This window comes from Bacillus sp. JJ1503 (genome assembly GCF_036965125.1).
Taxonomy (GTDB): Bacteria; Bacillota; Bacilli; order Bacillales; family Cytobacillaceae; genus Cytobacillus.
In genome coordinates, this window is the sequence record NZ_JBALOZ010000079.1 from 1 (window position 1) to 13,576 (window position 13,576).

The 13,576-nt window shown below is 37.6% G+C and carries 11 protein-coding genes, 1 pseudogene and 1 riboswitch; of the genes and pseudogenes, 3 read left to right on the forward strand and 9 right to left on the reverse strand.

The window, feature by feature from the left end:
• From V7149_RS07325 to V7149_RS07350, 6 genes and pseudogenes are all read right to left on the reverse strand, one after another.
• Positions 1-379, reverse strand: a pseudogene (locus V7149_RS07325) (chemotaxis protein); the annotation flags it as partial.
• 213 nt (positions 380-592) lie between these two features.
• Positions 593-1,783 (reverse strand): CaiB/BaiF CoA transferase family protein, encoded by a 1,191-nt coding sequence (locus tag V7149_RS07330; protein WP_335344996.1) that lies wholly within the window; start codon positions 1,781-1,783, stop codon positions 593-595.
• A gap of 21 nt (positions 1,784-1,804) precedes the next feature.
• Positions 1,805-2,581 (reverse strand): enoyl-CoA hydratase/isomerase family protein, encoded by a 777-nt coding sequence (locus tag V7149_RS07335; protein WP_335344997.1) that lies wholly within the window; start codon positions 2,579-2,581, stop codon positions 1,805-1,807.
• Positions 2,582-2,597: 16 nt separating this feature from the next.
• On the reverse strand, positions 2,598-3,260 hold the full coding sequence (locus tag V7149_RS07340; RefSeq protein ID WP_335344998.1) for a methionine ABC transporter permease: 663 nt from the start codon (positions 3,258-3,260) through the stop codon (positions 2,598-2,600).
• Positions 3,261-3,264: 4 nt separating this feature from the next.
• Positions 3,265-4,278, reverse strand: a complete 1,014-nt coding sequence (locus tag V7149_RS07345; RefSeq protein ID WP_335344999.1) for a methionine ABC transporter ATP-binding protein — start codon at positions 4,276-4,278, stop codon at positions 3,265-3,267.
• A 240-nt stretch (positions 4,279-4,518) separates the two neighbouring features.
• Entirely contained in the window at positions 4,519-5,325 is an 807-nt protein-coding gene (locus tag V7149_RS07350) for a MetQ/NlpA family ABC transporter substrate-binding protein (protein WP_335345000.1), read from the reverse strand.
• Between the two features lie 94 nt (positions 5,326-5,419).
• A riboswitch (SAM riboswitch) is annotated at positions 5,420-5,529 on the reverse strand.
• Between the two features lie 381 nt (positions 5,530-5,910).
• On the opposite strand from V7149_RS07350, the gene V7149_RS07355 reads away from it, so the two are divergent.
• Positions 5,911-7,275 carry a trypsin-like peptidase domain-containing protein gene (locus V7149_RS07355; RefSeq protein WP_335345001.1) on the forward strand — a complete coding sequence of 455 codons (1,365 nt, stop codon included), beginning with the start codon at positions 5,911-5,913 and terminating at the stop codon, positions 7,273-7,275.
• Between the two features lie 184 nt (positions 7,276-7,459).
• Here V7149_RS07355 and V7149_RS07360 read toward each other — a convergent pair whose 3' ends face one another.
• The 3 genes from V7149_RS07360 to V7149_RS07370 form a co-directional block, all read right to left on the reverse strand.
• On the reverse strand, positions 7,460-8,461 hold the full coding sequence (locus tag V7149_RS07360; protein WP_335345002.1) for a hypothetical protein: 1,002 nt from the start codon (positions 8,459-8,461) through the stop codon (positions 7,460-7,462).
• A gap of 170 nt (positions 8,462-8,631) precedes the next feature.
• Positions 8,632-9,870, reverse strand: coding sequence for a serine/threonine transporter SstT (gene sstT / locus V7149_RS07365; protein ID WP_335345003.1), 1,239 nt, complete (start codon positions 9,868-9,870; stop codon positions 8,632-8,634).
• 651 nt (positions 9,871-10,521) lie between these two features.
• A complete protein-coding gene (locus V7149_RS07370; RefSeq protein ID WP_335345004.1) occupies positions 10,522-11,019 on the reverse strand; it encodes a pyridoxamine 5'-phosphate oxidase family protein in 498 nt (165 codons plus the stop codon).
• Positions 11,020-11,289: 270 nt separating this feature from the next.
• Here V7149_RS07370 and V7149_RS07375 point away from each other — a divergent pair, with 270 nt between their 5' ends.
• Together V7149_RS07375 and V7149_RS07380 are read left to right on the forward strand one after the other, a co-directional pair.
• Positions 11,290-13,074 (forward strand): sensor histidine kinase, encoded by a 1,785-nt coding sequence (locus tag V7149_RS07375; protein ID WP_335345005.1) that lies wholly within the window; start codon positions 11,290-11,292, stop codon positions 13,072-13,074.
• The coding region (locus tag V7149_RS07380) for a LytR/AlgR family response regulator transcription factor (RefSeq protein WP_335345006.1) at positions 13,049-13,576 on the forward strand (528 nt) is incomplete at its 3' end. The genes V7149_RS07375 and V7149_RS07380, both read left to right, overlap by 26 nt.

The window sequence follows — 13,576 nt, forward strand, 5'->3', positions numbered from 1 at the left end:
GAGCCTGATCTCCTGCTCTGTTAGAGAGAATGTTAAGACCTTCACCAATTTTTTCATGAACTCTCTCATAATTTTGCTTTGCCGTCTCTACCAGTTGATAGGCAATAACATCTCCTAAATAAGTAACAATGAACTTCCTTGATCCTTGATAATTCAATTTGTTGTCCTGAACCATACTCTCAAATAGCTTTTCCTGTCGATCTGCAAAAACTGGTGCCCATAGTATCGGTTGAATCATTAGATAGGAAGCAGGATCTTCAACTACATCCTCCAGTTTTTTTGCGAATGTTTGATTGATCATCGTGATCGTTTCGTTAGCAAAATCCTCCTTTTGATTACCCATTCCATGAATAATGGCGACAGCTATCTTTTTATACATTTGTCCGCTCCCTTTAATAAAAATTTCAATACACGTCATACGGCATACAACAATGTATTCAGGATTAGACAGATTTGAAAGTACGTTTTTAATAATGAACTAAAATATTAACTAATTTAATGCTTTCCGATAAAAGAACATGTACTCTGGATAAATCATAGATATAGAAAAGGGACGTATCTTTTGTTTCCACAAGAGATACGTCCCTTCGCATTACTTGATGATTTCTTTGTCTTTTAAAATTTCATAGTCTTCGTCAGAATATCCTAGCTCGGTCAAGATTTCCTTATTATGCTGTCCAAGGAGCGGGGCAGGCATTCTTAATTGTCCCGGAGTTTCGGAAAATTTAGCAGGGAAGCCTAGTGTTTTCATTTGTCCACCTACAGGATGCTCATATTGAAGGACCATCTCCTGTTCAAGGATATGTGGATCATTCAAGGTTTGATCATAAGAATAGATCGGACCTGATGGGATTCCGTTTTCTTCAAGAAGTTTCAGCCAGTGTGCTGAATCTTTTTGTTTTAAAATTTCTTCGATTTCGACTTCAAGTTCATCCACGTGTTCTGTCCGCAAGCTAACCGTTTCGTAGCGGGGATCTTCTAACCAGTGCGGTTGATCGACCACGTTTAAGCAAAAATTTTCCCATAGCTTCTGATTGGCTGCTCCAATTAGTATAAAGCCATCTTTTGTTTCGTAGCCTTGATATGGGGCTGATGCGCGGTGTGCTGTCCCATTCCGTTTTGCGACTTCTCCTGTTCCAAAAAACGCAGCAGCCTCCCAAACAGTCCAGGCAAGTCCCGCATTAACAAGGGAAACATCGATATATTGACCTTTTCCATTTTTTAAACGGTGGATGTATGCAGTTAAAATCGATTGAATGGCGGTTTGTGCTGCAGCGATATCATGAATGGCAATTCCAACTTTTACAGGCTTTCCTCTTTTTTCGCCAGTCATATCCATCAGCCCCGACATGCCTTGTGCCATGATATCATAGCCACCCTTTTTACTATAAGGACCAGTCTGCCCGTAACCCGATATCGAGCAGTAGATTAATCCAGGATTTATTTCTTTCAAAGTTTCATAGTCGATGCCCAATTTTTTTGTTACACCAGGGCGATAATTTTCAATAAATACATCTGCGGTTTTGATTAGGTCGAGCAAAATTTTGCGTCCTTCGTCACTTTTTAAATTGAGACACATTCCGCGCTTATTGCGATTGACCATCATATACATATAGCTTTCTTCGTTAATCGTATGACCCATTGACCGGGTGTCATCGCCCTTTGGGTATTTTTCAATTTTGATGACATCAGCCCCCATATCACCAAGCACCATCGTACAATAGGGACCTGCCAATACTTGTGATAGGTCAATTACTTTCATTCCTTCTAATGCTTGAATCATGATGTAAAGACTCCTTTTCCTTCACGAGAAGTTCGGTTTTCTTTTTTCCAAAAAGGCTTGAATACCCTCCATATAATCATCAGAACTATATGATTCTAAAATAACATTTTCAATGTAGTCACTTTCTTCGTTCTCTCCATCAATAATCGCTTGGATGACTTTCTTAATGCCGGCGTTGGCAACAGAAGATTTCACCTTAATTCTATTGGCAAAATCAAAGCATTTCTCCTCAATTTCTTCAATTGGATAAACATAATCAATTAAGCCAATGTGTTGGCCTTCTTCAACACTGATCAGCTTTGCTGTATATAGCAGTTCCTTCGTCTTTGAAGGGCCAATCAAATTATAAAGCCTTTTTGTACTTGATAGATTGTAGACAATGCCAATATTCGCAGCTGTAATTCCGACCTTACTGCCAGCAGAGGCAAATCGGAAATCACATGAGTTCGCAAGTTCAAGTCCTCCTCCGATTGCCAGCGTTTTAATTAAGGCTATCGTTGGTTTTGAAAAACGATATAATTTTTCAATAGATTCCAAGGCGTAATCGTTATAGGCCTTTGCCTTCTCCGCATGAAGGCGCACTTCTAGAAACTCGGTAATATCGGCACCTGCTGAAAATGCTGTTTCATCAACACCACGAATAATCAGTACTTTTACGCTGGAGTCCTGTTCTAACTCATCCAATAATTCTCCAAGCTTTTGAAACATAGCAAGAGTGAATGAATTCTTTTTATGAGGACGGTTGATGATGAGAGAAGCAATTGCTCCTTCTTTTTTTACATAAAGTTCGTTTGACATATGTTCCTCTCTCCAATCAATCTTTCTTTAAACGAGCTGAAATACGATTCCCAATTGACTGACAGCTTTGTACAAGGATAATCAGGATGATAACCGTTGCATACATGACACTTTCTTCGTAGCGTAAATGCCCGTAGCGGTAGGCTAAATCCCCAAGTCCGCCTGCACCGACCAGTCCCGCCATCGCAGTGGCACCAATCAAGCTGACTATGGTAATGGTTAATGCGAGGACAAGTGAAGGCCTAGCTTCACGAAGCATTACATGCCAAATAATTTGTCTAGTTTTAATTCCCATTGCCTTATAGGCTTCCAATACGCCATTATCCACGGAAAGCAGAGATGATTCTACTAATCTAGCGAGGTATGGGGCTGTGTAAATAACAAGCGGAACGATGGCGCCTTTTACGCCAATCGTCGTGCCAACAATGAATTTTGTAAATGGAAAAATGAAAATTAATAATATAATAAATGGAACCGAGCGCAAAATATTAATGACTAAATTCAATATTTGATAGATCCATTGATTTTGCCAAGCTTGGCCAGGACGTGTTAAAACAAGTAAAACCCCTAATGGGATACCGATTAAGATCGCGAATACCATAGAAACGCCAACCATTTGGAATGTTTCCAGCACGGATTTCCAGATAATCGGAAACCATTTATCAGTAAATTCAGACATACTCTTATCCCTCCAATTCCTCGATGCCAACACCATGATTTTGTAAATACTTCAATGAATCATCCACATCATGCTGTTCACCAATGAGATGGACAACAATATTGCCGACAATGCCGTTTTTCAATTCAAGAATATTCGCAGTTAAAATATTCGGCTGAACTTTAAATTGCTGGCTTACTCTCGCCAAAAGCGGTTGTCCCGTACTTTCTCCGACAAAAGTGAGACGGGAAACCTTGCCGGTTACATTAAGCTGGCTGATTAAGGAAGGTGACAGTTTACGCTGACTGATTGTATTTAAAAACTTCTTCGTAGTCTGTTGTTGAGGCTTTGTAAATAAATTGATTGTCGAGCCTTGTTCAACAACTTCACCATTTTCCATGACAGATACATGGTCACAGATTTTTTGGATAACATTCATTTCATGTGTGATCAGCAGAATAGTAATCCCTAGTTCTTGATTGATTTTTAAAAGTAATTCCAGGATTGAATCCGTTGTCTCAGGATCAAGGGCACTTGTTGCTTCATCACTTAGTAAAATTTCAGGCTCTTGGGCAAGTGCACGGGCAATCGCAACCCGCTGCTTTTGCCCGCCGGAAAGTTGGCTTGGATATGATTGATGCTTATCAGCCAGTCCAACGATATCCAAATATTTGATAACACGGTCATTTGTTTCTGTTTTGTTGTAGCCTAATAATTTTAGGGGGATGGCGATATTATCATATACGGTGGCTGTTTTTAGGAGGTTGAAACCTTGGAAAATCATGCCGATTCTTTTTCGGACATCGCGCAATTGGTTGAGCGACAAAGAAGTAGCTTCTTTGCCGCCAATAAATACTTTTCCGCTCGTAGGCTTCTCCAATAAATTTACACAGCGTATCAATGTGCTCTTACCAGCACCGCTATAGCCGATCACCCCATGAATTTCACCTTTTTTCACATGAAGATTCACATCTTTAACTGCTTTGACAATCCCTTTTTTCGACTCAAAGGATTTTGAAACATGTTCTAATATAATCATGGGGGCTTTTCCTTTCTGAGCTATCTTTGCTTGACCGAAAACCTGTCTAGCAAACTCACTTTCTTGGACAACTTCTATCAAATTACCGAAAGTCTGTCCAGGAAACTATCTTTATTGGACAGCTTTTATCGAAATCTCAATATCCTGTCCAGGAAACTCACTTTCTTGGACAGCTTTCATCAAAATACCGAAAACCTGTCCAATAAACTCGCCTTCTTGGACTGCTTTCATAAATTTCTATTAAAAACCAGGGATGATGGATCCGCGGAATTCTTCTTCGATGAATTTTTTAACTTTTTCACTCTGATAAGCGTTCACCAATTTTTTAACGACAGGATCGTTTTCGTTTTCCGCTCTGACAACAATATAATTCACATATGGAGAGTTAGTTGATTCTAAAATAAATGCATCTTCTTTCGGATAAAGACCCGCAGCGATTGCAAAGTTTGTATTAATGGCTGCAGCATCGACTTCGCCTAATTGTTTTGGAATTTGTGCTGCGTCAAGTTCAATGAACTCAAGATTCTTTGGATTTTCCACCACATCATGAATAGAGGCTGTTTCTTCTTTGCCTTCTTCAAGCTTAATGTGGCCATTTTCTTGTAAGATGAAAAGTGCACGTGCTCCATTTGTCGGATCGTTTGGCAGACCAAATTTCGCTCCGTCTGGAAGATCTTCAAAGCTTTTATATTTTTCTGAGTAAATCCCCATTGGATTAAGAATCGTTTTCCCAACTGGTACTAATGTAGTTCCATGATCATCATTAAATTTTTCAAGAAAAGGCTTATGCTGATAGCTGTTAACATCTAAGTCGCCTTCATCTAAAGCTGTATTTGGAAGGACGTAGTCAGTAAAAGATTTAATTTCCAACTCAAGTCCGTCTTCTGCAGCCACTTCTTTAACCACTTCCAATATTTGAGCATGCGGACCGTCCGTTGCTCCAATGACTAGCTTCTTCTCGTTCAGTGCCCCGCTGCTTTCTTTACTGCAAGCAGCAATAAACAATGTCATACCAAGTAATGCTAAAACCATTCCAAACTTCTTCACTTTATTGTTCCTCCTGTGTAGTTGTATTGGAAGAAGAAAAAATAAAAAGCCTCTCCATCAAAAAAGAGAGGCTTTATGTATACATAAAAATCCTCTCTTATCTTTCAAAACAATGAATGTTTTGCAGGATTTAGCACCAATCTATTAAACATAGACGGTTGCCGAGCTTCATCGGGCCAGTCCCTCAGCTACTCTTGATAAGAGATAAACTATTTAATTTTTCAAATTCCTTAGATACAAACTTTACTCTCATTTAATCATATTGTCAACAAGATTTAGAAAAATGACTAATTTAGGCCCACTTTTTCATTCTTTGAAGTAAAAGGCCGTCCGTCCTTTTATTTTCCCCTGTTACAAAATCAGTCATATAATGTATTAAATAGGTTCCATAGTGATTATTTGTTTTTAATAGTAACTCATTCAAATAATTTCTACGGAAAGCATCGTTCCAGTCCTAGAACTTTATTTTATCTCTTTCCCCTACTTCCACTTCATTTCACCCCAATATTTTCCTTTTAAACTAGGAACTTTTGCAAAATTAAATTATAATTACACTAGATAACTATTTGAATCGGGAGTATGGATATGATAGTGAGAACTAAGCCTTTAAAGTTTAAATTGAAAGAAACACGAAATCCTCTCGAAGATTTTATGTTCCTTAGCAAAATTGATCATTCTGCCGTTACGAAAGAAGTTATTTTTCTTAGGTACATCGGAATTCCTGACACTGTTCAGCATTACATTGAAAACATTCTGAAAATAGACCGCTGTTTTTCATCAAGTGTGCCGGCTGTTCCTTACTTACGACTGCAGCGACTTGAAGGTATTTCAAACAAAAATGAAATTTCCAGACTTACAAAGGTTTGGGAGGAATGGGATGCAATCACCAATGTTGCTGTCATGAATCCTCATTTACTTCATCAAACACCCCTTTGCAGCCAATTAAATAACGATAGCCTTGAATGGACAAAAAAACTTATTTTTGTGGAGATTCTGTCCAAGTATAGAACATTGCATCCACAATCCAATGACACACAAATTAAAAACTTTGCAGTTAAATTTTTGAATTGGATAGAAATTTATTTACCTAAGCTTTTTGAAGGTACAAGCATATCTCCAAAAGTGGTTTTTATCGGAGATATTAAGCTTCATGAGCTATTATTCTTGTATTTCCTGTCCCGTCTTGGCTGTGATATTTGCTATATGAACCCGAAAGAAGATATGGTTCATTTGTATCCTGAGATAGAAAAATTCTCAACTTTATATAAATTCAGCACACTGAATTCAGATCAGATAACTATTCCTGATTTGACAGCACCTTCAAGCATCTCTGCTAAAGAAAATCTGAAACAAATTCCAACTAAGAGCAGAGAATTCAGCTATGAGGAGCTGGCAGGTCTATCGAACTCCGTAGTCATGATTAAAAGTTTTGATGAGCATAATAAAATATTATGCAGCGGCTCTGGTGTTGTCATTCATAGCAAAGGGTATATCTTAACGAATCTGCATGTGGTTGCGGGCGGTCATCTTTTTTCGGTGCTCTACGAGAATGAAACCGAAGAATATCTAACAGGAAATTTCATTAAATATCATCAGCAATATGACCTGGCTATTATTAAGGTTGATAAAAATTGTGCTCCTCTCCCTGTAAAAACGGATGGCAACTTAGTGCGAGGACAAAAAATTGTAGCTATCGGCAGCCCATTAGGATTGTTTAATTCCGTCTCCGATGGCATTGTATCCGGTTTCCGGGAAATTAAGGATATCCCTATGATCCAATTCACTGCTCCAATCTCTGACGGAAGCTCTGGCGGCGCCTTGCTGGATATGTACGGAAGGCTAGTGGGGCTAATCACTGCGGGCTTTGACAAGGGACAAAATTTAAATTTAGCCGTACCTGCGGAAAATATATATCATTTTGGGCGGAATTTTATTGAGCATACGGACTAGGTTTCGCAAATAAATTGAGTGGTTTCGTAAACAAAGTGGAAAAAACAGAATAAAATGCCTGCCTCCTATCGTTTTCACGATGGGGGTAGGCATTTTTATCATTAATTTATCTTATTTAGGATTTATAAAAGTTCCTATTATAAAATAGTTGCACTAATTCTCTCCATTTAATCAAATTGAAAAATTAAAGATTTCTCCCATTAAGAATCGTATTCACTTTTCGAAGCTTTTCCTTTATATTAGGGTGAATTTGATTCTCTTCTTCTATAATCAATTTGTCACTTTCATCGTCATTGAACACATCATGAACTTGCCTTAACTGGTTCATTTGCAATGATGTTGGGGGATTCATCCCCATTTGGTTTAGCAAATGAACTGCGCTCTCTAATGAAACATGAAGATCCGGGTTCAACAGCCTGACAGTTTCAAACAACCACTGTGCTCTCCAAAGGTCAACAAGGATTGGATCAAAAATCGCAGCTCGATCCTTTTGTTCCTGTAGATTATCGTCACTAGATTCTAAAGCTTTCACCGCTTTTTCAGTAAAAGCCAGTTCCATTAGTTCGTACGCTTCCTTGAAAAAGGCGTAGGAAGCAGGTGGATTATATTGCTGATTTATATTTTCTTTTTTATAAAAAGTTTCTTTAACAAATCCCTTTGCTTCATGATCGAATATAAATTTATGAATAAAAATATCTGAATGCCACGTCTCTAACATTACAATACCGGGTTTTCTATCAAAGGTTGTCGTACTAATATCGACTGACCCCAATTGAACAAAATTATCAAAAAGGGGATACGTTTTCTCACCGTCTTTCACAACCAACAGCCAGGTTTCTCCATCATCCCATGCAAACAAGCCATTTTCCATTTTCCTTGCGTTGACATATAGTTCAATTATTTCTTCCTCACCATCCTGATCGATATCAAGAGTTGTTTCCTTATATAGCGATTGCGGATATTTTTCAATGTCCTTAGCTAGAATAATAGAGTAATCATTGTTCACCTCAAGAGCTTCCTTTTGTTCCTCCACTGTATTTTTCAAGTCTTCATTTTCAATGGAAAGCCGCTCAATTTGTTTTTTTAAGTCATTTATTTCTTTAGCTGGGTCTGCATTTACTTGATTGGTGCAGCCAGCAAGTATTCCGGCAGTTAAAATTACTATACCGGGTAAGTATCTCTTCATTTTCCAATCCCCCTTTAAATATTAATTTATCTCTTTCACCTATATAAATTGACGTAAATAATAGGAAAAAGTATCAATATTTTCAAAACATTACTGGTATTTATTCATAAAAAAAACTGCACCTCCAATGTTCGTCAATTCTAACAATGGAGATACAGCTCAATTCTACTTTATGCAATTTTTTTAATCTCTATTGTTTTCCCCTCTTTACGCCACTCTTTATATTCAGCGGCTGCTGTAAAGATAACATCTGTAGATGAATTAATAGCTGTTTCAACAGAGTCTTGAATAACACCGATGATAAAGCCTACTCCAACTACTTGCATAGCCACATCAGCAGGGATTCCAAATAAGCTGCACGCTAAAGGAATCAGTAATAAAGATCCGCCTGCAACTCCTGAAGCACCACAAGCACATATAGCAGACACCACACTCAGGATAATGGCTGTAGGAATATCGACTTGAATCCCAAGTGTATGAACCGCTGCAAGGGTCAAAACAGAAATCGTCACGGCAGCACCAGCCATATTGATCGTTGCCCCTAATGGAATCGATACTGAATAACTATCCTTATTCAAACCAAGATTTTCACATAATCTCAAATTTACAGGAATATTTGCAGCTGAGCTTCGTGTAAAGAATGCAGTAATACCACTTTCCTTTAGGCACTTAAAAACAAGCGGGAAAGGATTTTGTTTTATATACACAAACACGATGAGTGGATTGACAACCAACGCTACAAAAAACATACAACCTAGTAAAATAGCAAGTAACTTCCCATAGCTAAGTAAAGCATCAATTCCACTTGTCGTAATGGACTCAAATACTAGACCCATAATTCCTAATGGTGCACACTTAATAACCCATGTAACCATTTTGGTAATAGCATCTGAAAAATTAGCAATCATTGTTTTTGTCGAATCGGCGGCATTTTTTAAAGCCAAACCAAGTAGTATTGCCCAAGCTAAAATACCAATATAGTTCGCATTAAAAATCGCCTTCACTGGGTTATCAACAATGTTCATAAGCAATGTAGTTAGAACCTCAACAACACCGCTAGGAGGCGCCACGTCCTCAGCACCCTTTACAAGCGTTAAGCTTACAGGGAATATAAAACTAGCAATTACTGCAATTAAGCCAGCTAAAAATGTTCCTAAGAGATAAAGAATGATAACGGATTTCATATTCGTTTGCTGACCACTTTTGTGTTGCGCAATAGCTGATATACCCAAAAAGAGTACTAATACAGGTGCAATAGCCTTTAACGCACCTACAAACAATGTGCCAAAAATGGCAATCGGTTTTGCTGCTTCTGGGATCGTTAAAGCTAAGATAATACCGATAATCAAACCTATGATTATTTGTTTAACTAAGCTTAGTTGATTCCACTTTTTTAGTAAGCTTTTCATAGATGTTCCTCCCTAGGTGTAATAATTACGATAATATGAATATTGCATAATACATTTCCTCGAAATTCCATTTCAAAAGGACATTTGTCTTTCTATGAAAAGTATTATATGGTTTTATTCGATATATTACAATACTATTATTTTTATTAACATTATTCGGATTGTTCAGATAAAAAGTGGGAAACCTCTAGATTTCTGGTGATTCTTGGTTTTAAAATATTATTATTATTATAGTTATTTTACTCCAAATTGCGTTGTTCCTTTTACTAGGAAGATAGTAAAGATTTTTACAACGGGCCATGTTGGAGGTTTTTACTGGAAATGGATCTTGGAAACTGAAAAATTAGACCTGAACTTTCAAGAGAGGACACTGGTACCGTTATTTACCGAAAAAGGTTGTTTTTTTAGAGGTAACGGACTCTAGTTCCGCTATCCCTAGAAAAGTAAGCAAATTTCTCATGTTTATCATTAATAACGGAATCTCTGTCCTTTTCATTTATCAAAAGTGTGGATTATATTGAATAAAGGATTCTCAGTCCGCCAAATAAAACAAAAAGGCCTATCACCAGTTCAGACTTTAAATTTTCCCAAAAAAGTCGCCTGACCCCATGCGTACTAAAGAATTTCCGCATTTGGGATCAAGCGCACTCGTTAATGATTTAATCCTTCACTTAATTTACCAGTAATCTTATCAATTTGTACTTCAAATAACTCCGTTTTCGAAAGGGCTGGGTATCCTTTTTCAAAAGTCCATTCTGGATCCCCATACTTTTCCATTAACCGATCATAGAACCATTCTTTCTGCTTGTCATCTTCAATATGCTTAATGATTCCAAATAAAACTACGCTTGTGTAGACGAGTGCAGATTGGCACGCAAATTTTTTACCTGGATGAACATCCCCCATCTCGCTAACCTCGATACAAATTTGCGGATTTTTTTTGATATTTGTCCAAAAATGACTCTCCCACAAATTTCCTATATGTAGGTATAGTTTGTTTCCGTCCTCATAAACATAGACAAATGGGATTACATATGGAAACCCATCCTCCCCCACTGTCGCCACATGTGCGACCTTACCCATTTTTAAAAAATGATAAGCACTTTCCTCCGTCATTTCCCGCTTCTTATTATGAATTAAACCTCTCAACTTCCTCACTCCTTGCTTTTTTAGTATCCCTTGTACACAACCCCTTGGGTATGCATCATAATATTGCTAACAATACTCGCATTCGTTTGGATAATATCCTTTCAACTTTAAAAATATTCCTATTCTCCTAGTTTATACTTAACGTGCCATAATCCTTTTTAAGAGCTTATCTAAATGAATTGGCAAACAATTTCATTTTTGCAGAAAATTTCCTCAACATTTGGTAGAATAAAATTTAACCAATCATACGTATCCAAGGGACGGGTGACAATGTTCAATTTAGTGCCATTAATGCTTGAAAAAGTCGGGATCATTGTTATTGTTGCTTTTTTACTCTCACAAATGAGATCATTTCGCCAAATCGTCTTAAAGGAACACAATAAAAATGAGAAAATCATGCTCATTTTACTTTTTGGCGCTTTTGGAATAATTAGTAATTATACAGGTATTGAAATTCATCAAAGTTCAATAAATAAAGCAGGGTGGCTTTCTTTTATTGACTCAGAAAGTGCTATAGCGAATACGAGAGTAATGGGGGTCGTCATAGGAGGCTTGCTCGGCGGTCCAATGGTGGGAGTAGGTGCTGGCCTAATCGCAGCAGTTCATCGATATACACTCGGCGGCTTTACGGCATTTTCTTGTTCAATTTCTACTCTTATTGCTGGGTTAATTGCTGGATATTTTGGCAGAAGACGAAAACTGAAAGGGAAAAAGATCACGGCTGCGTATGCGGTTATGATAGGTATGACGTTGGAAGCGTTACAGATGCTGATCATTCTCGTGGCTGCCAAACCGTTTGAACTTGCATGGGCTCTCGTACAAGTTATTGGCTTTCCAATGATTTTTGTTAATGGGTTCGGAACATTATTGTTCATGTTCATTATTCAATCTATCATGCATGAAGAAGTACGTGCTCGTGCGAACCAAACGAATCTTGCCTTCAAAATTGCCGATCGAACTCTGCCTTTTTTTCGCCAAGGCTTAAATACACATTCATGTAAAGAAATTTCGGAAATCATGCTGAAGCTGACAAACGCCGATGCGGTCGCTGTTACAAATGACCATCAAGTTTTGGCTCATGTTGGGATCGCTTCAGATCATCATATTCCTAATGAAAAACTTGCGACCGGGTTGACTAAAAAAGTGCTTGAAAGCGGTAAGATTGCCATTGTCAAAACAAAGGAAGATATTTTTTGTTATCATCGGAATTGCCCATTAGAAGCGGCAATTGTCCTACCGTTAAAAGTCAAAAACAAAATTGTTGGTACATTAAAAATGTACTATAATCAGCCAGAATATCTGGATAAAGTGCAGGAGCAATTAGCAGAAGGCCTTGCTAATCTGTTCTCTACACAACTAGAACTTGCCGAGGCTGAACACCAGGCGAAATTGTTGAAGGATGCAGAAATAAAAGCACTGCAAGCACAAATTCATCCGCACTTTTTATTTAATAGCATCAATACAATCTCAGTACTATGCCGTAAAGATGTAAATAAAGCCCGTCAATTACTTTTAGACTTAAGCTCATTTTTCCGCGGCAATCTTCAAGGAGCAAGGCAGATGCTTATTCCTTTAGAGAAGGAATTAGAGAATGTACGGGCCTATATCTCATTAGAACAAACCCGTTTTCCAAATAAGTATTGCATTGCATTTCAAATTGATCCAGGACTCGAAGAAGTATATATTCCACCATTTACCTTACAACCTTTAGTCGAAAATGCCATTCATTATGGATTTCCGCGAAGCAAAACCGAAGGAAAAATTACTATTCGGATTTTTCATAAGAATAATCAATTGAAAATTATTGTTGCAGATAATGGAGATGGCATCCCTAAAGATAGGATAAAAGTGCTTGGCAAGCAAATTGTGAATTCGAAAAAAGGAAATGGAACAGCCCTCTTTAATATTAGCGAACGTCTTAAAGGGATCTATAACGGGCAAGCGAGCTTAACAATAAAAAGTCAAGTGGATAGTGGATCAACGATCACGATTTCCATTCCGCTCGACAGTAAAGGAGTTTTTGAAAGAGATGTTAAGAGCTTATATAGTGGATGACGAGCCATTAGCTAGAGATGAAATCAAATACTTGCTTATTCGCAGCAAACAAGTTGAAATCTTAGGTGAAAGTGATTGTCTAGAAGATGCGGTTGCTGATATTTCTGAACTTAAGCCTGATCTTGTTTTCCTTGATATTGAACTAGCCGAAGATAACGGATTAAGCTTAGCAAAACAATTAGAAACTTTAGATATAACACCAGCAATAGTTTTCGCAACTGCATACGATGAGTATGCACTGCAGGCCTTTGAATTAAATGCAGTCGATTATATTTTAAAGCCCTATGAAGAAAATCGTATTCAAAAAACGTTAGATAAAATTAAAAAAATGCAAAAAATCGGCAATCAGGATATTCCTGCCTACCCCTCATTGAAAAATACCCGTAATGGAAAAATAGCGGTCAATGTTGATGAAAAATTTATTTTATTAGCCTATGATGACATCCTTTATTTAGAATCCAGCGAGGGAAAGTGTACAATTAAAGCGCTAGAACATACATAC

Bases quoted from the DNA above. Each gene is read 5' to 3' on its own strand.
- V7149_RS07330 (WP_335344996.1), bottom strand. From the start codon at position 1,783: ATGATTCAAGCATTAGAAGGAATGAAAGTAATTGACCTATCACAAGTA.
- V7149_RS07335 (WP_335344997.1), bottom strand. From the start codon at position 2,581: ATGTCAAACGAACTTTATGTAAAAAAAGAAGGAGCAATTGCTTCTCTC.
- V7149_RS07340 (WP_335344998.1), bottom strand. From the start codon at position 3,260: ATGTCTGAATTTACTGATAAATGGTTTCCGATTATCTGGAAATCCGTG.
- V7149_RS07345 (WP_335344999.1), bottom strand. From the start codon at position 4,278: ATGATTATATTAGAACATGTTTCAAAATCCTTTGAGTCGAAAAAAGGG.
- V7149_RS07355 (WP_335345001.1), top strand. From the start codon at position 5,911: ATGATAGTGAGAACTAAGCCTTTAAAGTTTAAATTGAAAGAAACACGA.
- V7149_RS07360 (WP_335345002.1), bottom strand. From the start codon at position 8,461: ATGAAGAGATACTTACCCGGTATAGTAATTTTAACTGCCGGAATACTT.
- sstT (WP_335345003.1), bottom strand. From the start codon at position 9,870: ATGAAAAGCTTACTAAAAAAGTGGAATCAACTAAGCTTAGTTAAACAA.
- V7149_RS07375 (WP_335345005.1), top strand. From the start codon at position 11,290: ATGTTCAATTTAGTGCCATTAATGCTTGAAAAAGTCGGGATCATTGTT.